The organism is Enterococcus sp. 9E7_DIV0242, from assembly GCF_002140975.2.
GTDB lineage: Bacteria > Bacillota > Bacilli > Lactobacillales > Enterococcaceae > Enterococcus_L > Enterococcus_L clewellii.
The window spans coordinates 872,554-897,320 of the sequence record NZ_CP147247.1 but is presented as its reverse complement, the minus strand read 5'-3'; the positions used below and the strand labels follow the sequence as shown (position 1 = coordinate 897,320).

Here is a 24,767-nt window from a genome sequence, read left to right as displayed (position 1 = left end):
GGATTGATTATAGCTGAGAGACAGGCACTTAATCCAGTGAAAGCACAAAATGTGACGTTTTATATAAAAAACGACTTCCTCCAATCTATACTCCTTAAGATTTCTTAAGGCATCGCTAAGTGAATATTAAAACATCGCCTTCCTGTACATGATTAAATAAATGTGCAGGGAGGTTTAATGATGAAAAAAAGTAAATTTAGAAAAAATATAACCATTCTTTTCGCGTTGATTGGTCTGTTGATCGTGGTCAATTTCTTTTTGTTCCGCGGTTTGGCAGACAGCAGCGCATTGCCGTTTGTACAGGAACAAGGCGAACCGATTTCAGGAAAAAATTATGTGCTGAAAAAAAGAGAAGGGCAGGTAGTGAAAAGTAAAAAGCAAGATGAAAAGATAGCTGTGGCTTCTATGACAAAAATCATGACTGCTCTCTATATAATCGAGCATGTGGAGAATCTGGATCAACTAGTCGAAGTGCCGATGGCCATTTTTCAGGAGATTGAGGAGCAAGGATTAGCTACAGCGGGATTGCTTCAAGGAGAAGTCCTCAGTTATCGTGAGCTGCTTTATGGGATTATGCTTCCTTCAGGAGCGGATGCCGCATTGACTGCTGTACAAGCACTTAGTGGCAGTGAAGAAGCTTTTGTACAGGGGATGAACGAAGTGGCAACAGCTTTAGGTATGACGAATACACACTTTTCTAACGCTACTGGAATGGATGAGCAAGCACATTATTCAAGTGTTGGAGATATCATGCTCTTGCTAGAGTACGCACTGCGAAATGAGTTTTTTTATCAACTTTTCACTACGTTATCTTATCAAACACAAGGAACAAATCTACATGTAGAGGGTCTGAGTTTTACAAGTACGATCATCAGTCGAGATGAGTCGCTAGACCTAAGAAATGGACGTATCCTTGGTGGGAAAACAGGGTATACAGTCGCTGCCGGCTTATGTTTGGCGAGCTTGGCAGATATAAATGGGGAAGAATACTTATTAGTACTGGCTGGAAGCAAAGGCGACAGTCTGACAGAACAGTTCAATATTATCGAAAGTCGCTTATTGTATAATCAGATTTAAGTCAAATTTAGCTAAGCAAATTGTTTGAGGGAAAGAAGTAGTTAAAGAAAGATAATAAAAAAGTTTTTGACCTATGCGATAGGATTCTCCTTTAATTTTCATGTAATTTATATTAAGTATTAAAAGGATTCTATTTTTTAATCTGTCTATCCCTCTTGTTTTCCTTACTCTTCTAAGAAAAATAGAGGGTAACTTGTTTTTTGTTTATTAAAATTTACACAGCTGATTTTCATTTGATTAGAAAAAATCTCTTGAAAACCAAATGCACTCTTGTTATTCTTTTCTGTAAATGAAGGAGGACAAGAGATGTCTATTCATGAGAATCGATTTTTAACAAGAAAAGATTATGCAGAAGCATTGGAATGCTTGCTTCGTCCATTAAGAAATGAGATGATTACAGCAGAAGCACCGGGAGTTCACCTCGGGAGTAGTGGTGCAGTCTATGATCAGAAGCGCTCAGATATGGAAGCGCTTATCAGGCCGTTGTGGGGGATTGCCCCTTACTGGACATATAGAGAGGATGATGCGTTAAGAGAGGCATACCTGCAGAAGCTTTCGATTGGAACCGATCCGATGAACGAGCAATACTGGGGAACTGTTGAAAATTATGATCAGTATATCGTGGAAATGGCAGCATTGTCGTTAACGCTATTATTGCATAGAGAATATGTCTGGGAGAAGCTTTCTCATCATCAGCAACAAAACCTTGCTTCGTGGATGAAGCAAGCGTTGGAGCGGAAAATACCTAAAAATAATTGGACCTTTTTCAAAGTGTTGATTCGTGTTGCGTTGTTTCACTGCGGTGCCCCCTTGGATCGCAAAGCATTGGAGCAAGAGCTGCAGCTGATTGATTCCATGTATGTGGGGGAAGGTTGGTATGTGGATGGAAAAACAACCCAGAGAGATTATTATGTTCCTTTTGCTTTTCATTATTATGGCTTGATTTATTCTGTCTACATGAAAGAAGAAGATCCTACTTGGTCTCAACGATTTGTGGAGCGGGCAAAACGCTTTGCGCAGGATTTCATTTACTATTTTGATGAAGCGGGTGAGGCTCTTCCATATGGTCGAAGCCTAACCTATCGTTTTGCTCAAGGAGCATTTTTCTCAGCTTTGGTATTTGCGGATGTCGAAGCGCGTCCTTGGGGCGAGATAAAAACAATTCTCTCGAGCCATTTGAGTAATTGGGTGACTCACCCCATTTTTACTTTTGATGGTCGTCTTTCAATCGGTTACCATTATGAGAATCTGGTGATGGCTGAGGGCTACAATGCGTCTGGTTCCCCTTATTGGGCGCTAAAGACATTCTTACTGCTGGCAGTACCAGACAAGCATCCGTTTTGGCAAGCGAAACCTTTAGCGGTAAAAAGAATGCCCGAAAAATTAATAAAGAATGGACAGATGGTCTTTTGCCATGCCAAAGAAAGTCACCATGTACTTGGCTATCCGGTCGGTATGTTGGTTGAGGGGCAAGCACATGCGGAAGCAAAATATAGTAAATTTGTGTATTCAACCAAGTTTGGGTTCAGTGTTCCGAAAGCAGGGGTTTCGTACGAGGAAGGGGCGTTTGATAATACGCTGGCTGTTTCGATTGATGGCCGTTATTTTCGTACGAAAAGAGAGACAACTACGTTTGAGTTTTCCGAAAATAGAATCACACATGAGTGGTCTCCGTTTTCTGGCGTAAAAATATCTACAGAGATTTATCCATTTGGCGAGTGGCATGTACGGGTACACGAAATTGATACCTTGCATGCCTTGGAGCTGAGAGAGGGCGGATTTAGTCTTGGTATTACCGGGCAAGACTTCCAAGGAGTTGTTCAAGGGAACACAGCTTTTATTAGCGAAGATGGACTGACCTCACAGATTATTGGCATCGAAGGTTATGATGAAGCTGCAATTATTCGTCCGGAGGTCAATACCTCTCTATTTTTCCAAAGAACAAGTTTACCCTGTCTAAAAAAGGCACTACCTGCTGGCACCCATCGCTTGATTTCTTTGGTGGGTGGAACAGTTGATAAAGAAAGGAAGCGTATAAATGATAAAAATAGAATTGAAAAACAAGCAAAATGAACCAATTACAGGAAGGATCGATCATGAAAAAGCCCATGAGGCGTTTATGGCAAAGGGAGATGAAATGGCTGTTTTGGCAATCAAGGATTACAGCTATGAAGCGGGAGACAAGATTGTTGTAACAACGGAGGAATCTGATCGTTATTTTGTTGTGCAGTTAGATGAAACATTGGCACCTGCCTTGATCTATTTTCCGCAAAAAACATGGGAGTATCAGATTCCTACAACAAAAGAAGAAGGAACCGCTTCAGTAGATACGGCGTTTAAATCTCAAAGACACCACCTGATGGTTCGAAAGGCTCATGAGTTTGAAGTGGCTGGGTACCAAAACCTCTCTGCTAACTCGCATGATCAAAAAGAAGCCTCCGGTGTCTTTCCGCATGCGCATGCCAATGTGGAGACAAGAGGAGAGGCAGTATTTTTTGCGAAGAATGCAATCGATGGAAAATTCGGACATCTTTCACACGGCTCGTATCCTTTTGCTTCATGGGGAATCAACCAGCAGAAGGACGCTGCTTTAACAATTGACTTTGGGCGGAAGGTCAAGGTAGATTGGGTTCGTCTGCTTTTCAGAGCTGATTATCCTCATGATAGTTATTGGACAGAAGTGACCTTGAAGTTTTCTGATGGCGAAGAGTTGACGGTACCAACGACGAACTCGCTTGATTTTCAAGAAGTTCGCTTTCCGGAAAAGGAAACAGAGTCGATTACATTGAAAGCGCTGATAAAGGCCGACGACGAATCTCCTTTCCCTGCATTGACACAAATTGAAGTATTTGGTAAAGAATAAACTGTAATTAAAAAATAAAAAAATGGAGAGTTTGGTGCAGTACGCCAAGCTCTTTTTTATAGGCTAAATCATGTATTTTAGAACATACTCTCTATCAAGATAATGTGTCTGGAACGACATTAATCAATCGTTTTCAAAGAACATTCGCTTTTTTTCTTCTTTTAGGCTATAATAAGTTTAAGTTAATATGTTAACAAGTTAAGGAGCTGGGTAAATGACTCTTGAAAAGAATAAAAGACGATTGATTGATTTAGGTGAAAAGGCAACAACAAGCTGGTTAACAGCTCAAATCGATTTCTGTATTCAGCAAATCGAGAAAAATATGGAGCGTTTCGGCACCGATTTTCCTTCAGCCTCTGCAACAAATGGAAAATACCGGATTAAGGCCAATGATGATTGGACCAATGGTTTTTGGACAGGGATGTTATGGCTTGCTTATGAATGGACTGGTGGACAGGATTTCCTAGACAGAGCGATGGAGAACATTCAAAGCTTTCAGCAACGCTTAGATGATCATTTTGTTTTAGATCATCATGACATTGGTTTTTTATATAGTCTTTCAGCAGGTGCCGGCTATCGCATTACTGGGGATGAAACCTGTAAACAGGAAATTATACAGGCGGCAGATGTATTAATGGCTCGTTTTCAAGAGCAAGGCAGCTTCATTCAGGCGTGGGGAGCCTATGGCGACCCCAAAGAATATCGATTGATCATCGATTCATTGATCAATCTTCCTTTGCTTTTTGAAGCAGCAAAAATTTCTGGAAATTCAGCCTATGCAGAGGTTGCTGAAGCCCATTACCGAACAGTACTAAACACTGTAATAAGAGAAAACGCCACGACGTATCATACGTATTATTTTGATTCTGAAAGTGGAAAACCAACCTATGGAGCGACGCATCAAGGAAATAGTGACGATTCGATTTGGGCAAGAGGACAAAGCTGGGCAGTTTTAGGCATCCCACTGAATGAAAGCTGTTTAGGTTCCCAATCTGTTCCAAAAATTTATCAAAAAATCGTAGATGTCTTTCTTGAACAGCTCCCGGCAGATTTAGTTCCGTATTGGGATTTTGACTTCAACGATGAAGAGCCATCAGATAAAGACAGCTCAGCCTTAGCTATTGCTGCTTGTGGGTTGTTGGAAGCTGAAAAAATGGCTGCTTATCCAGAGGCAAAAGCGATTGCCGCTGGGATGATTTATCAGTTGGGCGAGTTATATTCAGCAAAATATTCTCCTGAAAACGAAGGACTGCTTTTGCATGGTGTGTATGCGCATGCTGAAGGCAAAGGAATCGATGAGCCAAACTTATGGGGAGATTATTTCTATTTGGAAGCATTGACTCGATTAGCAAAACCGGAATGGAAGAGATATTGGTGAGGAGAGAGACGCATGAAGACGTTTGAAATAAAAGAAGATTTTTTAGTGGATGGTCAGCCAACCAAGTTGATTAGTGGTGCGATTCATTATTTTCGCATGACGCCTGCACAGTGGGAAGATAGCTTGTATAATTTGAAAGCCTTGGGTGCAAATACAGTCGAGACGTATATTCCATGGAATATTCATGAGCCGATCGAAGGGCAATTCGATTTTGAGGGCATGAAAAATATTAATGACTTTGTTGCAGTAGCAGAGAAAATGGGCTTAATGGTCATTCTGCGCCCTTCTGTCTATATCTGTGCAGAGTGGGAGTTTGGTGGATTGCCTGCCTGGTTGTTGAAAGAAAAAGGGATACGGCTGCGATCGACTGATCCACGTTTCATGGCGAAGGTTCGTAATTATTTTCAGGTACTAATACCGAGGCTTGTTCCACTACAAATCACACATGGTGGTCCTGTGATCATGATGCAGATTGAAAACGAGTATGGTTCATATGGGATGGAAAAAGACTATCTTAGACAAACTAGAGCATTGATGGAAGAATTTGGTGTGGATGTCCCTTTGTTCACTTCCGATGGTGCATGGGAGGAAGTTTTGGATGCAGGGACATTGATTGAAGACGACGTCTTTGTTACGGGAAACTTTGGTAGCCACTCGAAAGAGAATGCAGCGGTTTTGAAAAATTTTATGGCAAGATACGGAAAAAAATGGCCGATTATGTGTATGGAGTATTGGGACGGCTGGTTCAATCGTTGGAATGAGCCAATCATCAAACGAGAGGCAGCAGACTTAGCAGCAGAGGTAAAAGAAATGCTGGAGCTGGGCTCTTTGAATTTGTACATGTTCCACGGAGGGACAAACTTTGGCTTTTATAATGGCTGTTCTGCTAGAGGAACAACTGACTTGCCCCAAGTGACTAGCTATGACTATGATGCGTTGCTGACGGAATGGGGGCAACCAACAGAGAAATATTTTACGGTACAAAAGGCGATCAAAGAGGTTTGCCCTGATGTATGGCAAGCGGAGCCCCGTCAAAAAAATCCGATTGACTTGGGTACATATCCAGTTTCAGCTAACGTGTCTCTATTTCAAATCAAGGATCAATTGATAGATGCGAAAGAAAGTGCTTATCCATTAACAATGGAAGAAGCGGGGACCGGTTACGGGTATATGCTGTATTCAGCAACGCTCAAAAACTACCACCATGAAAGCAAATTGAAGCTTGTAGAGGCGAGCGATCGTTTGCACATCTTTGTAGACAGAGAGCATCAGGTCACGCAGTATCAAGCAACTGTGGGTGAAGAGCTGTTGATCAGTGGGCAGATGAAACAAGAGGTTATGGAACTAGACGTATTGGTTGAAAACTTAGGACGAGTAAACTATGGCTTCAAATTGAATAGTCCAACGCAGTCAAAAGGAATACGAGGCGGGATCATGCAGGATATCCACTTTCATCAAGGGTATAAACAGTATCCACTAATGCTGAACAAGGAACAGTTGGAAAAAATCGACTATCAAGCAGGTAGTAACCCGAAGCAACCATCTTTTTATCAAATAATGGTTGAATTAAACGAAGTAGAAGATACGTTTATTGATTGCTCTGACTATGGAAAGGGGATCATCTGTGTGAATGGGTTCAATCTGGGGCGTTACTGGAATTGCGGACCAAATACTTCATTATACTGTCCTAAAGAGTTACTGAAAAATGGACAGAATGAGTTTGTAATTTTTGAAACAGAAGGTGTTGAAATTCACCAATTGAGCTTTTCGGCTGTACCGACTTTTAACGTATAAATAAATAGAAGTAGAAGCCTATTCAGCTTCTACTTCTATTTTGGTTTTAAAGTATTTCCAATGCTTGTAGCTGATGATATACTCCGCTACACTTCGATCAGGCAGGTAAGAGTGCTTCACTTGTTTAACCGCCGGCTCTCTGAAGCTTAGATTTAGTAAATTCAATAACTCAGGATCATCTGGAAAGACGATTTCGTTTGTTTCAGTAGAGGATAATGAAAACAGGTCAATACCAAAATCCTTACGGACACGTTCATAAATACTGGAATAGATAGAGAGATCATCCGAAATCGGTTCTTTGACCAGCTTTTTTGGTAAGTGAGTAATATGAATGAGAAAAGGAACGGCATCAAATGAGCGAACACGGATGATTTTGTAATAAGAGCTATTGCTTGGCAACCCCAGTTCTTTCAAAATTGCCGGTTCTTGCTCCTCCTTAACGGAAAGAACCTCAACTTTTTCTGTATCGATAGCATGCAGCTCGATATCGGAGAATTTCACACTTTGAGAAATTTTTGATTTAGACACAAAGGTTCCTTTTCCTTGAACACGGTAGAGATAACCCGCATTGGTCAGCTCGTTCAATGCTTTGACAGCTGTGATCGAGCTAACAGAATAATTTCGTTTAATATCTGCTTCAGAATAAAACTTATCGCCAGGAATAAATGTATGGTTTTTGATTTCACGTAAAAGATCTTGTTTGATTTGTTCATATTTAGGGATCACAAAAAGTTCCTCCAATTCTATAACTATTGTCTATCCAAGGATAACATGTCAACTTAACTTTAGCAATCGCTTTATTTTTACGCCATTCTAAAATATAATAACGTGTAACTAAAATTTCAAGAAAAATTCAATATATTAAGATATTAGGTTTACGGATGAATTAACATGTGATATAGTATGTTTGTAAGCGATATAACATGTTAAGTGAAAACAATCGACACTTAAGGAGGGAAAACGAGTGAGAAATATTTTATTGATCAGTCATGGCAAAATGGCTGAGGGGGTCAAAAGCAGTCTGGAAATGATTGTTGGTCGACAGGAACAAGTTAGTATTGTTTCACTGAAACCGGATGGAGACAATATCCAGTTTGAAAATGATTTATTGGCGGAAATGAAAGCCCTTAACGGGAAAACGTTGATTATTGCAGATTTGGCTGGTGGAACCCCGTGTAATGTGGCGGTAAAAAACTTTTTAGACAATGAACAGGTCGAAATCGTTGCGGGGATGTCACTTCCTTTAGTCATCGAGGCGGCTGTCAATCCACAAATCACTGCGGAAGAGTTAGTGAAGCTCTCAAAAGACAGTTTGATAGACGTTAAAGCAAAAATGAAGCAAGTAGATCAAGCGTCTACCGATGGGCAGTCAACAGAAGTAGATTTGTCTAACTACGAGGCGTATGAAGGAAAGGCCAATCTTGTAAATGTTAGAATCGATGAGCGGTTGATTCATGGTCAAGTGGCTGGTATTTGGTCAACAAGTTTGGATACACAGCGTATTATTGTTGCCAATGATGAAGCAGCAGCTGATCCTTTGCAAAAATCATCGCTTCGAATGGCAGCGCCAACATCTATGCGTTTATCTGTATTACCTGTAGCAGAAGCAGCAGAGAACATTCAAAAAGGAAAGTATGGGAAGCAAAGACTATTTTTACTATTCAAGAATCCGACCGATGTTCTGAGATATCTGGAAGCAGGGGGAATGCTGGAAACTGTGAATGTTGGGAATATGAGCTACAAAGAAGGCGCCAGAGAAGTGACAAAGAGTATTCAGGTGCTGAAAGAAGAAGAACAGGTCTTTGAAGTCATCACTTCAAAAGGTGTAAAAATCACCGCGCAACTTGTACCAAACGATCCATCAATCGATTTTATGGATAAGCTAAGAAATTAATTTCAGGAGGAAAACATCATGCATTTAGCTGCGTATCAAATCATTCTTATTACGGTTTATGCATTTATTGCAATCAATGACTCACTTATTTCAAATACTTTGACACAGCCGGCAATAGCCGGAATGATTTCAGGAATGATCATGGGGGATATCAAGACAGGCTTGATGGTCGGAGGAACATTACAGCTAATGCGCCTTGGGATTGCAGCCTTTGGTGGTGCCTCAGTACCAGATTATTTCACAGGTGCTGTAATGGGGACTGCGTTTGCAGTGATTTCCGGAAAAGGGGCAGAATATGGCATTGGTTTAGCTGTTCCCGTTTCTCTGCTGATGCTTCAACTGGATGTTGTTGCACGTTTTTGTAATGTTTATCTGTTACACCGTGTAGATAAAGCCATCGACAACATGCAGGTCAATCGTATCCCGCGTTTCGTTTTATCAGGTTCGTTCCTATGGGGATTATCTCGTGCCATTCCAATCCTTCTGATGCTTCTGGTTGGTGATGCGGCAGTAACAACAATCACTGAAAACACGCCGGAATGGCTGATGACAGGACTGAAAACAGCTGGTGGCGTTCTACCAGTAGTCGGTGTGGCGATCTTACTTCGCTACTTACCAACCAAACAATACATTCCGTATTTATTACTAGGTTTCTTTTTAGCTGCCTATCTACAAGTACCGATGCTAGGTGTTTCAATTATTGGTGTAGTCGCAGCGATGTTGGTTTTCAAACGCGACAGTGCGAAGCCTGTGACACAATCAGCTTCAGGCTCAGAAACTTTTGAAGGAGGATATGACGGGGATGAGTAATCAAAAATTAACGACGAAGGAATTAAATGCCATCAGTTGGCGCTATATTTTGGGAAGTCAATTGAACTGGAACTATGAACGGATGATGAGTACCGGGTATCTATATGGTATCTTACCTGTGCTGAAAAAATTCTATGGCCATGATGAAACACAGTTACAAGATATGCTCCGTACGCACAATCAGTTTTTTAATACTAACGCAATTTTTGGTAATTTGATCATGGGGATCGATGTAGCAATCGAGGAACAAGATGGTTACAAAGCGAAAGACACGATCGTTGCTTTGAAAACAGCTTTGATGGGTTCTCTGGCTGGTGTAGGTGATTCTTTATTCCATGTCATTTGGGGAACGATTTTTGGGTCGATTGCCGGTACATTGGCACAAAATGGCTCTGTTGTAGGGTGTGTTATTTGGATCATTGCTAATATCGCTTTGCTGTTTGGACGCGCGGCTCTACTGCCGCTAGGCTACAAACAAGGTGTGAAGCTAGTCACGACTTTGAAGGATAAATTGGCTGCCTTTACAAATGCGGCAACTGTTCTTGGAGTTACTGTTATCGGGGCTTTGATTCCATCTGTAGTAAAAGCGACGGTTCCATTTGTTTATAAAAAAGATGGCGTAGAATTGGTTATTCAAGATACATTGGATGCAATCCTGCCATCATTAGTTCCAATCCTATTGGTAATGCTGACTTACTGGATGTTGGGACAGAAAAAATTGAATTCAACACGCGTAATCTGGTTGATTTTGATTCTGTCTATCGTGCTTAGCGCATTAGGTATATTAGGGTAATGTGAGAGAAAAGCTGTAGAATACATTCTTTGTGAATTCTACAGTTTTTTTGTGAAATAATCTGGCGTACGTCTCCAAACTACTGTATTGGATCAGTAGTTTGAGGTTTTGATAATCGGTTGCCGGTCTTGGAAGGAGGAGTGAAAGAAGTGGTCGGGCTGAGCAGCTAAGTAACGGGGAATAGGGGAAACAATTAAATGAAGAGGACGTGGAAAAATGACAACAGGTTACAAAAGCGCTATCTTATTTATTGGTTGTTCTATCTTGGCAGGAGCGGCTCTTTCGAACGGTACAGTTGTATCAGCAGAAGAAACGTTCGACTATCCGATTCAAGTGAATGCGGAGCAAATTATGGACCAGACTTATCAAGAAGGGGCATCAAGCTATCAAGAGCTTCAACAGAAATGGCGAGCGCAGCTGGTTTCTGATCAGTATGATGAAGGTACCCCCGAAATCGTCAATTATGTCCAAACACTTTCATCAGCTGCGGAGGATTTATATCAGAAAATGGATAAGAGTCCGGATCGGACTTATCTTTGGCCTCTTGAAGCAGGGAATACAGCTTCTGCTGATCTGACGACTCAATTTACTAAGCTTCAAAAGCTGGCGTTAGCCTATGGAACGAAAGGGACTAGCTTCTATGAGGATGCAACTGTTCTTTCGGCAATTGAAGAGGGCTTGGATTTTATGGTTACCAAAAAGGGCTATGATGGAAAGAAGTATCATGGCAATTGGTGGGATTGGCAAATTGGGGTTCCACAGAAATTTACCAGTATTTTGATGGTCCTTGGAGACGAGTTGTCTGCCGGGAAAATGCAGACATATACAGAAGCGATCAGCGGCTATGTTCCTGACCCGTTTAAGCAGCTTTACACAAAACCACAGGGTGTTTTCATCGATCTCGCTTTTATTCCCAACTTTGTAACTTCTGGCGCGAATCGAACAGATTTGGCACAAACAGTGTTGGGGTTGGGGATTTTACAGCAGGATGCTGCAAAGATTCGTCAGGCATCGGAAAGTATAGTTGATGTGTTTGAATTAGTAACTAAAGGAGACGGATTTTACGCGGATGGGTCATTTATTCAGCATAACACGATCCCGTATACTGGTTCTTATGGGAATGTCCTAGTAAAAGGGGTAGGGCAAATCCTTAGCATTACACAAGATTCAGAGTTTGAGATGGCACCTGAGGTTATTCAGGCTTTTGTTGAAAATGTCGAACGAGCGTTTCTGCCGTTGATCTATCAAGGTGAGATGTTGCCAGGAGTGAATGGACGTTCAATTTCCAGAGCGCCTTCAAAAACCAAAACCGGGTATGGCTCGACAACCATGTATAATTTACTGATCGTGGCGAAATTTGCACCGCAAGAAAGTCAAAAGAAGCTAAAGGAAGCAGTAAAATACTGGATGAACGAAAATCCAGCGTACTATTTAACCAATACAAGAGACTATAATGACCTGTTGATGACACTCTCCCTATTTGAAGATTCTTCTGTTATTGGAAATCAGTTGCCATTTGTTGGAACGAAACTATATGCATCAATGGATCGATTTGTTCAAAGAACGTCGAGTTATATGGCAAGTCTGAGCATGTATTCTAATCGTGTTTCTTCTTTTGAAGCTGGGAATAAGGAAAATAAACGAGGCTGGCATACGGCTGATGGTATGCTGTACCTCTATAATGATGATGAGGTGCAATTTAATCAAGCTTATTGGCCGACAGTCGATCCCTATCGATTACCGGGAACCACTGTTGACACCGTTTCTTTACAGGATGAAATTTCTGCATTTACAACAGTGACGTCGAAAGAAAAATGGGTCGGAGGCGTTGCGCTGGATGATCAAGCAGTTATCGGAATGGCGCTAAACAAAGCGGGTACGAAGAATAACGGACAGGTTTTACCGATGAATCTGCAAGGGAAAAAATCATGGTTTGTTCTTGATGGCCAGATCGTTGCTTTAGGAGCTGGGATAACAGGGAATACCACTGCTTCTATAGAAACGGTAGTTGACAATCGTCTGTTAAATGAGGCCTATGAGTATCAAGTTCTCTCAAATGTTGGGGCGATTACTGAACCGATAGAAAAAAGTCGAAAAGAGTGGCTGCTTTTGAACTCAGATCATGCCACTGCTTCGATTGGCTATTACTTCCCGAATGAAGAAATGGTTGATGTAGTCAGTGAGACACGGACGGGTACGTACCGAGAAATCAATGAGGCATTTCCAAGCAATGATGTTTATACAGGCGAGTATCGGAAGTTTTTGATTAATCATGGCTCACAGCCTTCCGGTGCAACGTACGCGTACGTCGTTCTACCAGGAATCGATGAAGCACAGCTAAAGACCTATGCTGAAGAAAAACCAGTAAAAATCTTGGAAAACTCTGCCAATATTCAGGCGGTCACGCTGAAGGAGCAAGGATATACAGGGATCAATATCTGGAAAGCCGATGGTGGGACAGTGGCTGGAATCAGCTCGGATAAACCAGTATCTTTAGTGAAGCAAGAAGTAGGCGTAAAAAAGGCGTATGTCTTGTCTGAACCGACACAATCCAATGTGAAGATGCAAATAAAGCTTCCGAAAGATTATGCAGAGATTCTGACAATGAGTGAAGGGATCACCTATGATAGTTCCCAAGATATTTTTACCATCGATTTCCTAAACAGAAACGGCGACAGCAAACAGATTGTTGTGGAATAAACCAAACTTGTTTTAGAAGAACTAGGTTATGGATTACCAATAAAGAGCTTGTGCATTTCAGGCGATAGATTGTTTGTCTGGAAATTCGATCGCTTTGTCCTTTTGACAACGATCGAATTTCTTTTTTATGTTACTCGAACACTATGAAAGAAAAAGAATTCGGGCATTTTGCTGAAATTTTGTGATTCAAGGATTTTAGTGAAGTTTTTTATTGACGAATGCATCGATTAATGGAAGAATGTTATGGAATGGTCGAGGATAGAAGGTGCGATTCTTATTTTTTTGGAATGAGAAGAACGAGCCTCGCAAGGAAACTGGCTCAGGGTATAGATAAGAGACAGTCTCAACTATAAGGAGGAGTCTTGGTGAGAGAAATTGGATTTGATTCGGAAAAATATCTTACAGAACAATCTCAGTACATTTTAGAACGGGTAAATCAATACGATAAGCTGTATCTGGAATTTGGTGGAAAATTAGTGGATGATAAGCATGCAAAACGTGTGTTGCCGGGCTTTCAAGAAGACGCCAAGGTAAAGCTTTTGCAAAAGCTGAAAGATCAGGCGGAGATCCTGATTTGCTTGTATGCTGGAGATATTGAGCGGAATAAGATCCGTGGCGATTATGGAATCACGTATGATATGGACATTTTACGTCTGATCGATGAGCTGAGAGGTTATGGGTTACTGGTCAATAGTGTTGTAATCACCCGCTATAACAATCAGCCAGCAACAGAAGTGTTCATCAATAAGCTGGAACGCAGAAATATCAAAGTATACAAGCATGAAGCGATTGAAAATTATCCATTGAATGTTGAAAAAATTGTGTCGAACGAAGGCTTCGGCAAAAATGAATACATTAAAACGGAAAAACCGATTGTAATTGTAACGGCACCTGGTCCTGGAAGTGGCAAGCTGGCTACCTGTTTGAATCAGCTTTATCATGAAAGTAAAAAAGGGCATGCGGCAGGGTATTCGAAATTTGAGACGTTTCCTGTGTGGAATGTTCCCTTGAAGCATCCATTGAATATCGCATATGAAGCTGCCACAGTGGATTTAGGCGATGTAAACATGATCGATTCTTTCCATTTAGATTATTATGGAGAGATGGCAGTCAACTACAATCGGGATATCGAGACATTTCCGGTCATCAAACGAATCATTGAAAAAATCACGAATCAGGAATCCATTTATAAATCTCCGACAGATATGGGCGTTAACAGAATTGAGGCAGGTATTATCAATGATGAGGTGATTCAAGAGGCAGCTCGGCAAGAAATCATTCGCCGTTATTTTCAGACGGAATGTGATTTCAAAAAGGGATTGGTTAATGAAGAAGCCGTGAATCGAATCAGCCTGATTATGGAAGAGGTTGGCTTAAAGCCGGAAGATCGGAAAGTAGTTGCTCCGGCACATGCCTATGCAGAGAAGTTTGAATCATTGACGAAAGATCCGGCAGCGGTTATTGCTTTGGAATTACCATCAAAGGAAATCATCACAGGAAGAGCAACCCCTTTAATGGAGGCACCGGCTTCTGTTATTTTGAATGCAGTAAAAGCACTGGCAAAAATTGACGATGATATCCATTTATTATCACCAATTACTCTTGAGACGATTCAAAAGCTGAAGAAAAATGAGATGCATATGAAGGATCATTCTCTTGATGTCAGCGAAGTCCTAATCGCGTTGGCTATTAGCGCAGTTACAAATCCGACCGCACAACGAGCGTATGAAAAGCTGGTAGAGCTAGAGGATGCGCAAGCCCATTCGACTGTTATATTAAGCAAAAATAATGAACAGGTCCTAAGAAAACTGGGCATTGATATTACTTCTACAGCGGCTTACCCATCTGAGCAACTGTATCATCAATAAGAGAATACCAAAAAAGCGGATCAAATACTAAATAGTAGTATTGCCGCCGAACTGAATAGAAGCGCAAGCAAGCGACCTATATGCCATTTCCTCTCAGTATAAAACTGACAGGAGCGGCTTGTAGGTCGCTCGCTTATTGAGGTTCACTTTTAGGTTAATTTTGAGGATTCCGCTAGTTCACTCTAATTAGTTGCTCTAACGCCTACCCGTCGCGCATACGGCCCAGTATCACTTGCTGGGCTAGCTTGCGTATAAAAGCAATCAGTTTAGTCCTTTTTTAGTTTATCAACAATGCTACTTTGTTTGAAATAGTTAAGTGTAAGCAACGGAATGCTGAGGCAGATCAAAAGAGCGACAGCGTAGATGATGCTAACAAAAAGCCAAGGGATTTCAAAGGGTACACCATATTCATTGGTCGCAGTAAAAATTGCGTAGGTGATACCCAGACCAAACGTTGTGGTCAGTAACAGAGAAATCAAGCTGTAGCCTAAGCCTTCCAAAAGCAGCATTTTTCTAAGCTGTTTCGTTGTCATGCCAATACTTTGGAGGATGGCAAATTCCTTCAACCGACTGTTGATACTTGTAGCCATCAAGTTGATGTAATTCATTAAACCTAGAAAGGCGAGAATAAAGGCGACGCTTCCTCCAATAAAGATAAGCTGTGTTTCAGACTGCTTCATATTGTCATAGCGGCTGATTTTTGATTCATGATCGATATACTTATTTTCTTGAATCAAATGTAAGATCGCTTGATCAGTTTTTCGATCATAGGTCTCTTTAAATTGGATGTCTAAATGGTCGATAAACGGTGTTTTCCCATGCATTTTTTCATGAGCCTCAAATGCGCCATTTTCCATCATTCGTTTAAGAAAACGGTTAGACACAATCAGTTCTGGATAGAATTCGCTATATTGGGCAGAAACGAGACGTTCTTCTATGGCGCCAACAGTTATCTCTTGAGTATCATCAAATGCCGGATAGCTGATTTCTTGAGAGAGTACCCCGCTTAACGAATCTGCTAATAAGGGAAGTGTATGGAGGATTCCAACATCTCCGGCAATAAATGCTTCCCGGTCAATGGTGAGTGGCTGTGTTTTGGCCAGCTTATCAAAGTGTTCATCATCAATTCCGATAAAAGTCAACCTAAAATTCTTCGGATACGCCTCCATTTCTTCCATCCCCTTCTCAAACTCATATTGATAGAACCTATCGAAGGCTTGCTCATAATAGGGCGTGAAAACCGTTTGTTTTTCAATTGGTACAGTAACTGCTGTAATCGGATAAATAGTTGCTACCCCTTTAATAGCGGAAATCTCAGCTAAAGTCTCATCTGTGAAGAGATGTGTCTGCTCGTCCTCGCCCGAGGTTTTGTTGATCAACGCCATATCCGGAAGGTCGAGTGTATTCAAAATTTTATCTGCTTCATTTCCTGAAATGATCGTGACAACAGCCATGAAGGACGTGACTCCGACAAAGAGTGATAAGAATACAAGGAAAGCCTGTACTCTGTTTCGAAAAATATTGTTTAGCGCCATCCCCCAGATCTTACTACCATTTTTAGATGCTTTCTGCTTTTTACGTTGTCGGCTGCCTTCATAAGTAGCTGCTTCAATAGGAGAAATGGCGGCGGCAAGCTTAGCAGGTTGATAGCTGCTGCTGAAAACAGTAAGTAATACAAATAATGCTGCAATAAGATAGATCGAATAATGGAAACTGGTTGTCATGGGGATATCATAGACGGACAAAGCTGACAACATGCTCGGTACAAGTCGCTGTGAGACTAGCCCACCTAAGAATAACCCTAGAGAAAGCCCGATAACAGTTAACACAAAGACCTGACGATAAACCATTCGCTTAAGTTGTTTAGTGGTCGTTCCAATCGTCTTTAGAAGACCGTAGAATCGAATGTCCTTGCTAATAGAAATCAATAAAATGTTGTGGATCAGCAAGTAAGCTGTCAACATGATCAATAAGACGACCAATGCAAGGGCCAGTAGCATTTGCATTATAATACCACCGCGTTCAGTATCTGTATAAAGCCTTTGGTAATCACCTAATTTCAATTGTTTTTCCATCTCACGCACTCTGTTTTCGCTGATAAAAGGGGTTGTGAAATTAAGATAAAGACGTCCGCGATCCAAATCATCTGTAGCAGTACCATAAGCTTCATTGAAGACTTTTGAAATGAAGCCGCGATCTTTATTAGAGTAATCGTTAAAATAGCCGGATAAGACAAAGGTTTCCTGTTTTATCCCATCGTAGGCAGCAAATGTTAGATCAAGAGACATTCCTAGCTTTGGGTCAGTGATACCCATTTTTTTCAACGCGACTTTGGAAAGGAGCACATCATTTCGCTTTTCCGGATAGTTTCCTTCCAACGATTTAAAGGCCGGCTTCAATTGGATGGACCAATTGGTTTCGTCTGACCAAGCAAGTGCTGTAGATACAGGCATTTCATTATACTCGGTAATGGTTACACAGCCGACCATAATCCCGGCATGAGTAACCTCGGGCAATGATTTAGCTGCTTCAATTTGCTCTGGCGTAGGACCGCTGATCAAGCCATCATAATCACTGCCATTGATTGAGAGGTTAAAATCTGTGAGCGAGGTATAGTAGGTAACTCCCAAGCTGCAGACGGTCGTCAACATAAATGCCGATAAAAAAATGGCTAGGGTCAACAGAATGCTACGAGTTTTTTGCCCTTTCAATTGATCGTGTGCCAGCTTACGGATGATTTTTCTGTTATTCACCTGTATCATCTTAGACACCACCAATCACTTTGCCGTCTTCAATACGAATGATACGATGAGCAAGCTGGGCAATTTCTTCATCATGGGTGATCATGACGATGGTTTGATTAAAACGTTCGCTTGTTGTTTTCAAAAGACCGAGAACATCGATCGTCGTCTTACTATCCAAATTCCCTGTTGGTTCATCAGCCAGCACAATCGAAGGCTTGGCAGCCAACGCTCTGGCAATCGCTACACGCTGTTGCTGTCCTCCAGAAAGATTGTTTGGCTGTTCAAACTTCTTTTCAGTTAAGTTCAATGTATGCAACACTGCATCAATGTATGCTTCATCAATTGTCCCGCCATCTAGCTCAATAGGTAAAACGATGTTCTCGTAGACGTTCATTAGAGGTAGCAGATGAAAGCTTTGAAAGATAAATCCGATACGCCGTCTTCGAAAAATAGTCAGCTCATCCTCTGATAGCTGAGAAATATCCTGTTGATCGATCCAGATTTTTCCTTCTGTCAATCGATCCAGTCCGCCTAACATATGTAGGAGTGTGGATTTTCCACTACCGGATGTTCCGACGACCGCAACAAACTCTCCTTGAGTAACAACGAGAGAGACATCATCCAATGCTTTGACCCGTGTTTTCTCATTCCCATAATATTTCTTTAGATGTTCTGCTCTTAAACTATCCATTTTTCATTCTCCTTAACTTTTGATAACTCTAAGATACAGAATCATTCTTTCAGACTTCTTTCTTAAATCTAACAATCATGCAAGATTCTATTTTGGCAAAAATAAACTAACAGCGGTTCCTTGTTTTTTGTTCGTTGCCAGCTTGACAAAGCCTCCTTGACCAAAAAGGATTTCTCTTACCAGAAATAAACCAATGCCTAGACCTTCTGATGCTTGAGCAGCTTTTCCGCGATAAAATCGTTCAAAGACTTGCGCTTGTTCTTCTTCCCGAATGCCTGGCCCTTCATCTGAGATTGTGATTCGGAAGAAAAACTCATAGCTTTCGCAGTTAATGGTGATAGTTGTGTGGGGTGGGGAGTATTTGATCGCGTTATCCAAGACATTCACGACAGCTTCCAAAGTCCAACGAAAATCGTAGAAGATAGAGAGGGAGGTCGCTTGTAAGTCTAGCTTGATTTGCTTTTCTTCGGCTTTCGCTTTGACAGAATCTACAGCTTCAGTCAATAACGACATCACCGCTTGTTCACTTTTCGTTAACTGAATCAGGTCGTCTTCTAAATAAGCAGCTTTTGTCAAACGTTCAATGAAAAACTGCATTTTTTCAGATTGACGCATGATTTCAGCTGAGAATGCCTGTATTTGGGGTTCCTGTGATTTTTCTGTTATCAGTTGATTGTACAAAAGAATATTAGCCAATGGTGTTTTGGTTTGGTGGCTGATATTGGCGATCAACTGCTTAACAGCGATTTTTTCTGTCTGACTCTTTTCAGTTTGTTGCTGTTGAATCGCTAAAAATTGCTGGAGTTGCTCCTCGATTTTTGATGTATAGGCCTCATTAAAGTGAGCTTGGAGTGGTTCTCCTGCGATTGCTTTTTCTAATGTGTGGTCCAAACGTGCCATCACTTTTTTTGCTTGATAGCGTTGAACGATCCCAAAAACAGCAATAGCGCTTGCGAGGATCCAAAGAGTTATCATTCCACCGAGAGAAAGGACGCTCATAGCTTCACTTCCCAACGATAGCCAATACCGTAGACAGTTTTTAGAAACGTTGGTTTTGTCGTGTTTGTTTCAAGCTTTTTTCGTAGGCGGTTGATTGTCACTGATAGGGCATTTTTATCTACAAAATTGGCATCGATCGACCATAATGCGTCAACTAGCTGCTCTCGGGTCAAGATTCGATTGGGATTACTAACAAATAATTTGAGCAAGCGAAGCTCTGTTTTACTAAAGTCCATCGAGACAGAGTCTTTTTTCACGATCATTTGTTCAAAATCGAACACAAAACCGTTTTGTTCATAAATAGAAACCATCCCACCAGTCCGTCTCAACACCGCGGCAACCCTTGCGCGTAAGATGGAGAGGTTGAATGGTTTTGTAATATAATCATCTGCTCCTGAAGCAAATCCAGTGACGATATCAAACTCGGAATCATTGGCAGTCAGCATGATGATGGGCGTTTGCAGCGCAGCTCGAAGCTCTTGACAGAAGTCAAAACCATTTCCATCTGGTAACTGCACATCCAGTAAAAAAAGGTCAAACACTTTTTTTTGTTGGAGATGCTCACGTGCTTCTTGAATGGTACAGCACTCGATAAAGTGATAGCGTTCATCCGATAGGGATAAGACGATTCCTTTTCTTAGTGCACTGTCGTCTTCTAATAGTAGAATATTTTTCATACGGATAGTCCTTTCGATTGTCTTTCTTTTATCATACAATATTTTCAAGGGATGGAAAGTACCTTTTTCTAGCTTGCGTGAGTTTTGTAGAAAGTCATAGAACAATTAAGCGATGTTGCTGTTCTAAAACAGGAGCAATGAAAGCTGGCTGTATGACATAGGAATGAGTACCATTCATTTTTGGGCAGAAAGTGTGCGATTTGCTTTTTCTTCCTTTGGTATAATAGATGGAAATAGGAATATAGGAGGAAAATCGATGAAATTTAGAGGACCAATGCTGGTTGTAAAGGATATAGAAAAATCAAAAGCATTTTATACACAGACTATTGGAGTAAGAGTGATCGCTGATCTGGGAGAAAATGTGACATTAACTGGAGGAATGGGACTTCAAACCGAAAGCTCATGGATGGCTTTTACCAATTGTGAACAGGATTTTTTCAGCTATCGCGGCAATGTCACGGAAATGTACTTTGAAGAAGAGAACTTCGATGGCTTTTTAGAACGACTTAAGACAAAAAATGTTGAAATGGTCGGTTCAGATTTAATTATGCCGTGGGGCCAGAAGGTCGTTCGGGTATATGATCCAGATGGACACATTGTTGAAGTGGGGGAAGACTTGAAAGTAATGGTCAAACGCCTGTATAATGAGGGGCTGACTGTAGACGAGCTAGTTGAGAAAACCTATATGAAAAAAGGAATGGTTGAAAAAATTATTCAAGGATAATGATTAGCTGAGGCATGTTGAAAAGACAGAGTGTTCTGATTACACTGTTAGAAGTTATTTATAGAAGTATTCGTATTTAGAAATAATTTTATAGGAGGTACAAGATGGCAACAGCTACAGTGAAAGCCGTTTTTGATTGTGAGATTGAGCAGATTTGGTCCATCGTTACATCGCTTACGGATTATTCCTGGCGAAGTGATTTAGATAGAGTAGAAATTATCAGCAATACGAAGTTCATTGAATATACACCAGAAGGTTATACAACAACATTCACGATTACTGCAACAGACTATCTTAACTATTGGTCCTTTGATTTAGAAAACGACAACATTAAGGGGAGCTGGACAGGGTCGTTTTCCCGAAAAGGAGAGAAAACTGAAATTGTGTTCACTGAAAATGTGACAGCGAAAAAACTGTGGATGAAGCCCTTTGTTAAAGCCTATCTAAAAAAGCAACAGGCACAATACATGAAGGATCTCCGGGCTGTAATTTAGGAGAACAAAAAAGTATTCCATTGAATGAACATATATAGAAAGAAAAGAATCCGTTGTTATAAAGCTGGTGTGATTGATCAGTTAGAGAGCAACGGATTTTCATATAGAAAAAAATAGTTACAACACTTCTTTGACATTCAGTTATTTATCTGGTAATATTATTGTAATATTTAAGTGATATCAATTTGATATCATTAGGAGGATGGAGAAAAATGGAAAATCAAAAATTGGAAAGTAAAGCACCTTCACAGGAGGTTCGATTAAAAGCAATGAGTGGTATGCCAATGCTGTTATTGAATCTTTTAGGCATTGTTTTATCGATTGCTGCGTTTATATTCAGTGTTGTTTATCTGGATAGTGAGTCGTTTGCATTAGGTGGTACGTTGTTGGGACTGAGTATCTTTTACTGGTGTATACCTATGCCACTTTTGTTTATGGGTCTTAAAGTTATTCGACCTAACGAAGCAATGGTCATGACGTTGTTTGGACGCTATGTTGGGACATTGAAGGGCGAAGGTTTTTATTTCGTCAACCCTTTCACAACTGCTGTACCAATGCCAACAGCTTTATCTTCTGCTGAAAATGCACCTGCTCTAGAGCCGGAAACAACAGCTAAAGGCGCCAATGCCCATCAACAACGAGCATCACGCAAGCTGTCATTAAAAACAATGGCATTGAGCAACAACAAACAGAAAGTCAATGACAAACTGGGGAATCCAATTATCATCAGTATTGTCGTTATCTGGCGAGTGGCAGATACAGCAAAAGCAATGTTCGATGTTGATAATTTTACGGAATATTTGTCGATCCAGTGTGATTCAGCACTGAGAAATATCGTACGTTTGTATTCCTATGATGCGGCAGACAATGAAGATGCCAATGAAAAAAGTCTTCGTGGTTCAAGTCAGGAAATCAGTAATCGTTTAACCGAAGAGATCCAGTCAAAAGTAACTGTAGCTGGTCTGGAAATCACCGAAGCTCGTATCACTCATTTGGCTTATGCCCCTGAAATTGCGGCTGCAATGCTGCAACGTCAACAAGCCTCTGCTGTTGTGGATGCTCGTCAACTGATCGTTGAAGGAGCTGTTGGAATGGTAGAAATGGCACTAGAAAAACTGAGTGAACAGGAAATCGTCGAATTGGATGATGAACGTAAGGCTGCGATGGTCAGCAATCTAATGGTCGTTCTTTGTGGGAATCGAGATGCTCAGCCTATCGTAAATAGTGGCTCGTTGTACTAGGAAGTTGTGATAAAAGCGGCGGCTCTGAGAGCACCGTTTCGTCAGATTTTGGAAGCTATGATATAATTGTTACAGCTTCTGCGGAGAGGATTGTTATCATGGAAGGAAAAGAGCAGAAAACAAAAAAACAAGTACCGCTGCGCCTTTCTACCGCACTATATAACGAGTTAGCAGCATGGGCGGAGGATGAATTCCGCAGTGTGAATGGGCAAATAGAATACCTATTAACGGAGGCCGTCAAAAAGCGAAAAGGCACCGATACAAAAGAGAAGAAAGAGTAGGAAACCTGTTTCTATAAGTGTTTCCAGATAATAGAATCCCCGTTAAATGTCAGCTGTAAAAATGACGTCTAACGGGGATTTTTTTCATTGTGCTCGTTGCTTTCTTTAGCCGATTTCAATTTCTGCTGCTTGTTCAGATACAGTATAAGCGATACTGTTTGTATTGAAATAGTCATCTACTAGATTCTTCAGTTCTTCGATTGCCTGATTTGCTCGTTCGCGTTGCTCTTCGTTCACAGATTCGATGACAAGAATGGCATTTTTCGTTTCCTCAGTCAGCATCGTCCGTTGAGCTTCGCGCCAGTTGAGGCATCTGCAAATCGCACCATTATCATCAAAGTAAATAAGCTCTTCTGGTAAGGCTGGCGCATCTTTCTCAGCACCAAGCGGAAAGAAGTTTTCACCGCCCTGAGCTTTTCCTAAAGATAAATTTCCTTCTATTTTATCGATATCTTCACCACCGCTAGGCACGCCGTATTTTAAAGAGATACTGTTGTAGATATCAACAAGAGGATTGATTGGACGGAACTCTCGTTGCTGACTTACCCTTTTCAATAAGGCTTCAATGGAAGACCGTGCGCCTTTTTTCGTTTTGAATTTGCTGAATGCCTCACGCCACTGAGCGACAACAGCGTTATCACTGAAAGTCTCCTCCGTTAGAAACTGTTCAGCATCTTTTCCAGCATGACTTAGTAACTCGGTAAAATACGATGTGTCTGCTTCTTTGATATGGTTATCGATATTTTTTATAACTAAAAAATTGATTTGAGCTTCTGGGAAAATGGCCCAAAACTCCTTGTTGATGATCGCTTTTTTCATTGTGATCAACCTCCTCTATGATGATTGTATCGGTTTCTAAGAAAGAAGGCAATGTGGAATGAAAATGCTTCTGAAGAAATCGTTTTTTGGAAGGAAACAGGAAAGATATAAGCAATTTTGAATAGTGTTGAACTTAGGCAAACGAGCAACAATCAAAAAAGCAGGGAATGAAAATAATCATTCCTGCTTTTTTTGATTGTTTTTCCTTTATAGCTTTAGCTGATAAAAAAATGTTAGTTTTTGTGCCTGCTGTTTTCTTTCAAAACATTTGCACGATTTTCTTGTAGTTGGCTCTGGAGATTGGACAGCTGTGGTTTCCCGATAAATAAAGTAGTTTTTCTGATTTATCAAGGGTCACAACGTTCGCCCAGTTAACAACAAATGCTTTGTGGCAACGGACAAATGAGGAATCGAGGTTTTCTATTTCATTTAGACTACTTGTAAAGTCAAGAACCTCATTCTTAGCGATTAATCGAATCTTGTGCTTATAAGGCAGTGTTTCAAAATAAAGAATATCATTTTTTGGTAACTTGATTTGTGCATATTTATTTGAAAAGATAAAAAGCTCTTCCGCATTGGTGTTATCCTGCCCCTGTTTTACATACTGGATACAATCACATAGGCGTTGTAGGAGCAGCTCATCAGATAAATTTTTTTCAATGAAGTCTAAGGCAAATATGCGGTATAAAAAGGTTTCTTTCATTAACATACCATAGGCTGTTAAAAAGATAATGGTAGCTTGTTTAAATTCTCTGCGAATGGTGGCTGCCAACTTAAGACCAGCCTTTTTGTCACCTAGGATTTCTATATCTAAAATAAAAATATCATACTCTGTGAAAAGTCCTTTATTTGCAAGAAAAGCTTCAGTAGATTCAAAATAGTTTAAGCTGGAAAACATGAAATTCATCTGCCTCTGCAGT

The 24,767-nt window shown here is 40.8% G+C and carries 21 protein-coding genes; 14 read left to right on the top strand and 7 right to left on the bottom strand.

Going from position 1 to position 24,767, the window contains the following annotated elements; all coding sequences use genetic code 11:
* Nucleotides 1–180: 180 nt before the first annotated feature.
* The 5 genes from A5888_RS04215 (at nt 181) to A5888_RS04195 (ending at nt 7,112) form a co-directional block, all read left to right on the top strand.
* Nucleotides 181–1,077 carry a D-alanyl-D-alanine carboxypeptidase family protein gene (locus A5888_RS04215; protein WP_170924703.1) on the top strand — a complete coding sequence of 299 codons (897 nt, stop codon included), beginning with the start codon at nt 181–183 and terminating at the stop codon, nt 1,075–1,077.
* A gap of 306 nt (nt 1,078–1,383) precedes the next feature.
* Nucleotides 1,384–3,150 (top strand): DUF2264 domain-containing protein, encoded by a 1,767-nt coding sequence (locus tag A5888_RS04210; protein WP_086347971.1) that lies wholly within the window; start codon nt 1,384–1,386, stop codon nt 3,148–3,150.
* Nucleotides 3,116–3,940 (top strand): hypothetical protein, encoded by an 825-nt coding sequence (locus A5888_RS04205; RefSeq protein ID WP_086347970.1) that lies wholly within the window; start codon nt 3,116–3,118, stop codon nt 3,938–3,940. Before A5888_RS04210 ends, A5888_RS04205 begins: the two co-directional genes overlap by 35 nt.
* A 214-nt stretch (nt 3,941–4,154) precedes the next feature.
* Nucleotides 4,155–5,318 carry a glycoside hydrolase family 88 protein gene (locus A5888_RS04200; protein WP_086347969.1) on the top strand — a complete coding sequence of 388 codons (1,164 nt, stop codon included), beginning with the start codon at nt 4,155–4,157 and terminating at the stop codon, nt 5,316–5,318.
* A gap of 12 nt (nt 5,319–5,330) precedes the next feature.
* Entirely contained in the window at nt 5,331–7,112 is a 1,782-nt protein-coding gene (locus tag A5888_RS04195; protein ID WP_086347968.1) for a glycoside hydrolase family 35 protein, read from the top strand.
* A gap of 18 nt (nt 7,113–7,130) precedes the next feature.
* On the opposite strand, the gene A5888_RS04190 is transcribed toward A5888_RS04195, so the two are convergent.
* Nucleotides 7,131–7,838 carry a GntR family transcriptional regulator gene (locus tag A5888_RS04190; RefSeq protein WP_086347967.1) on the bottom strand — a complete coding sequence of 236 codons (708 nt, stop codon included), beginning with the start codon at nt 7,836–7,838 and terminating at the stop codon, nt 7,131–7,133.
* 238 nt (nt 7,839–8,076) lie between these two features.
* On the opposite strand from A5888_RS04190, the gene A5888_RS04185 reads away from it, so the two are divergent.
* From A5888_RS04185 to A5888_RS04165, 5 genes are all read left to right on the top strand, one after another.
* Entirely contained in the window at nt 8,077–9,006 is a 930-nt protein-coding gene (locus A5888_RS04185) for a PTS mannose/fructose/sorbose transporter subunit IIAB (protein ID WP_086347966.1), read from the top strand.
* An 18-nt stretch (nt 9,007–9,024) separates the two neighbouring features.
* Nucleotides 9,025–9,816, top strand: a complete 792-nt coding sequence (locus A5888_RS04180; protein ID WP_086347965.1) for a PTS mannose/fructose/sorbose/N-acetylgalactosamine transporter subunit IIC — start codon at nt 9,025–9,027, stop codon at nt 9,814–9,816.
* Complete coding sequence (locus tag A5888_RS04175; RefSeq protein ID WP_170924702.1) at nt 9,809–10,609, top strand: PTS system mannose/fructose/sorbose family transporter subunit IID; 801 nt, start codon at nt 9,809–9,811, stop codon at nt 10,607–10,609. The genes A5888_RS04180 and A5888_RS04175 overlap by 8 nt, the downstream gene beginning before the upstream one ends.
* 216 nt (nt 10,610–10,825) lie before the next feature.
* Nucleotides 10,826–13,309, top strand: coding sequence for a polysaccharide lyase 8 family protein (locus tag A5888_RS04170; protein WP_086347963.1), 2,484 nt, complete (start codon nt 10,826–10,828; stop codon nt 13,307–13,309).
* Nucleotides 13,310–13,674: 365 nt separating this feature from the next.
* A complete protein-coding gene (locus A5888_RS04165; RefSeq protein ID WP_086347962.1) occupies nt 13,675–15,177 on the top strand; it encodes a DUF1846 domain-containing protein in 1,503 nt (500 codons plus the stop codon).
* A gap of 266 nt (nt 15,178–15,443) precedes the next feature.
* On the opposite strand, the gene A5888_RS04160 is transcribed toward A5888_RS04165, so the two are convergent.
* The 4 genes from A5888_RS04160 to A5888_RS04145 all read right to left on the bottom strand — a co-directional run bounded on the left by A5888_RS04160 (nt 15,444) and on the right by A5888_RS04145 (nt 20,288).
* Nucleotides 15,444–17,939 carry an ABC transporter permease gene (locus A5888_RS04160; protein ID WP_086347961.1) on the bottom strand — a complete coding sequence of 832 codons (2,496 nt, stop codon included), beginning with the start codon at nt 17,937–17,939 and terminating at the stop codon, nt 15,444–15,446.
* Between the two features lies 1 nt (nt 17,940).
* Nucleotides 17,941–18,612, bottom strand: a complete 672-nt coding sequence (locus tag A5888_RS04155; protein WP_086347960.1) for an ABC transporter ATP-binding protein — start codon at nt 18,610–18,612, stop codon at nt 17,941–17,943.
* Between the two features lie 87 nt (nt 18,613–18,699).
* Nucleotides 18,700–19,611, bottom strand: coding sequence for a sensor histidine kinase (locus A5888_RS04150; RefSeq protein WP_086347959.1), 912 nt, complete (start codon nt 19,609–19,611; stop codon nt 18,700–18,702).
* The gene (locus tag A5888_RS04145; protein ID WP_086347958.1) at nt 19,608–20,288 is read right to left on the bottom strand and encodes a response regulator transcription factor; all 681 of its coding nucleotides are present in this window, start codon (nt 20,286–20,288) and stop codon (nt 19,608–19,610) included. Before A5888_RS04145 ends, A5888_RS04150 begins: the two co-directional genes overlap by 4 nt.
* Nucleotides 20,289–20,544: 256 nt before the next feature.
* On the opposite strand from A5888_RS04145, the gene A5888_RS04140 reads away from it, so the two are divergent.
* The 4 genes from A5888_RS04140 to A5888_RS04125 all read left to right on the top strand — a co-directional run bounded on the left by A5888_RS04140 (nt 20,545) and on the right by A5888_RS04125 (nt 23,028).
* Nucleotides 20,545–21,012, top strand: coding sequence for a VOC family protein (locus tag A5888_RS04140; RefSeq protein WP_086347957.1), 468 nt, complete (start codon nt 20,545–20,547; stop codon nt 21,010–21,012).
* 104 nt (nt 21,013–21,116) lie between these two features.
* Complete coding sequence (locus A5888_RS04135) at nt 21,117–21,506, top strand: SRPBCC family protein (RefSeq protein ID WP_086347956.1); 390 nt, start codon at nt 21,117–21,119, stop codon at nt 21,504–21,506.
* Nucleotides 21,507–21,718: 212 nt separating this feature from the next.
* Nucleotides 21,719–22,747, top strand: coding sequence for an SPFH domain-containing protein (locus A5888_RS04130; protein WP_086351137.1), 1,029 nt, complete (start codon nt 21,719–21,721; stop codon nt 22,745–22,747).
* Nucleotides 22,748–22,845: 98 nt separating this feature from the next.
* A complete protein-coding gene (locus tag A5888_RS04125) occupies nt 22,846–23,028 on the top strand; it encodes a ribbon-helix-helix domain-containing protein (protein ID WP_086351136.1) in 183 nt (60 codons plus the stop codon).
* A gap of 105 nt (nt 23,029–23,133) precedes the next feature.
* On the opposite strand, the gene A5888_RS04120 is transcribed toward A5888_RS04125, so the two are convergent.
* Together A5888_RS04120 and A5888_RS04115 are read right to left on the bottom strand one after the other, a co-directional pair.
* Nucleotides 23,134–23,847: a B3/B4 domain-containing protein gene (locus A5888_RS04120; RefSeq protein ID WP_086351135.1), complete on the bottom strand. Its 714-nt coding sequence runs from the start codon at nt 23,845–23,847 to the stop codon at nt 23,134–23,136.
* 259 nt (nt 23,848–24,106) lie between these two features.
* A complete protein-coding gene (locus A5888_RS04115; protein ID WP_339101930.1) occupies nt 24,107–24,754 on the bottom strand; it encodes a LytTR family DNA-binding domain-containing protein in 648 nt (215 codons plus the stop codon).
* Nucleotides 24,755–24,767 lie beyond the last annotated feature (13 nt).

Coding starts and splice junctions, on each gene's coding strand:
- A5888_RS04215 (WP_170924703.1), top strand. CDS start 181: ATGAAAAAAAGTAAATTTAGAAAAAATATAACCATTCTTTTCGCGTTG.
- A5888_RS04210 (WP_086347971.1), top strand. CDS start 1,384: ATGTCTATTCATGAGAATCGATTTTTAACAAGAAAAGATTATGCAGAA.
- A5888_RS04205 (WP_086347970.1), top strand. CDS start 3,116: ATGATAAAAATAGAATTGAAAAACAAGCAAAATGAACCAATTACAGGA.
- A5888_RS04200 (WP_086347969.1), top strand. CDS start 4,155: ATGACTCTTGAAAAGAATAAAAGACGATTGATTGATTTAGGTGAAAAG.
- A5888_RS04195 (WP_086347968.1), top strand. CDS start 5,331: ATGAAGACGTTTGAAATAAAAGAAGATTTTTTAGTGGATGGTCAGCCA.
- A5888_RS04180 (WP_086347965.1), top strand. CDS start 9,025: ATGCATTTAGCTGCGTATCAAATCATTCTTATTACGGTTTATGCATTT.
- A5888_RS04175 (WP_170924702.1), top strand. CDS start 9,809: ATGAGTAATCAAAAATTAACGACGAAGGAATTAAATGCCATCAGTTGG.
- A5888_RS04170 (WP_086347963.1), top strand. CDS start 10,826: ATGACAACAGGTTACAAAAGCGCTATCTTATTTATTGGTTGTTCTATC.
- A5888_RS04160 (WP_086347961.1), bottom strand. CDS start 17,939: ATGATACAGGTGAATAACAGAAAAATCATCCGTAAGCTGGCACACGAT.
- A5888_RS04155 (WP_086347960.1), bottom strand. CDS start 18,612: ATGGATAGTTTAAGAGCAGAACATCTAAAGAAATATTATGGGAATGAG.
- A5888_RS04150 (WP_086347959.1), bottom strand. CDS start 19,611: ATGAGCGTCCTTTCTCTCGGTGGAATGATAACTCTTTGGATCCTCGCA.
- A5888_RS04145 (WP_086347958.1), bottom strand. CDS start 20,288: ATGAAAAATATTCTACTATTAGAAGACGACAGTGCACTAAGAAAAGGA.
- A5888_RS04140 (WP_086347957.1), top strand. CDS start 20,545: ATGAAATTTAGAGGACCAATGCTGGTTGTAAAGGATATAGAAAAATCA.
- A5888_RS04135 (WP_086347956.1), top strand. CDS start 21,117: ATGGCAACAGCTACAGTGAAAGCCGTTTTTGATTGTGAGATTGAGCAG.
- A5888_RS04130 (WP_086351137.1), top strand. CDS start 21,719: ATGGAAAATCAAAAATTGGAAAGTAAAGCACCTTCACAGGAGGTTCGA.
- A5888_RS04125 (WP_086351136.1), top strand. CDS start 22,846: ATGGAAGGAAAAGAGCAGAAAACAAAAAAACAAGTACCGCTGCGCCTT.
- A5888_RS04120 (WP_086351135.1), bottom strand. CDS start 23,847: ATGAAAAAAGCGATCATCAACAAGGAGTTTTGGGCCATTTTCCCAGAA.
- A5888_RS04115 (WP_339101930.1), bottom strand. CDS start 24,754: ATGAATTTCATGTTTTCCAGCTTAAACTATTTTGAATCTACTGAAGCT.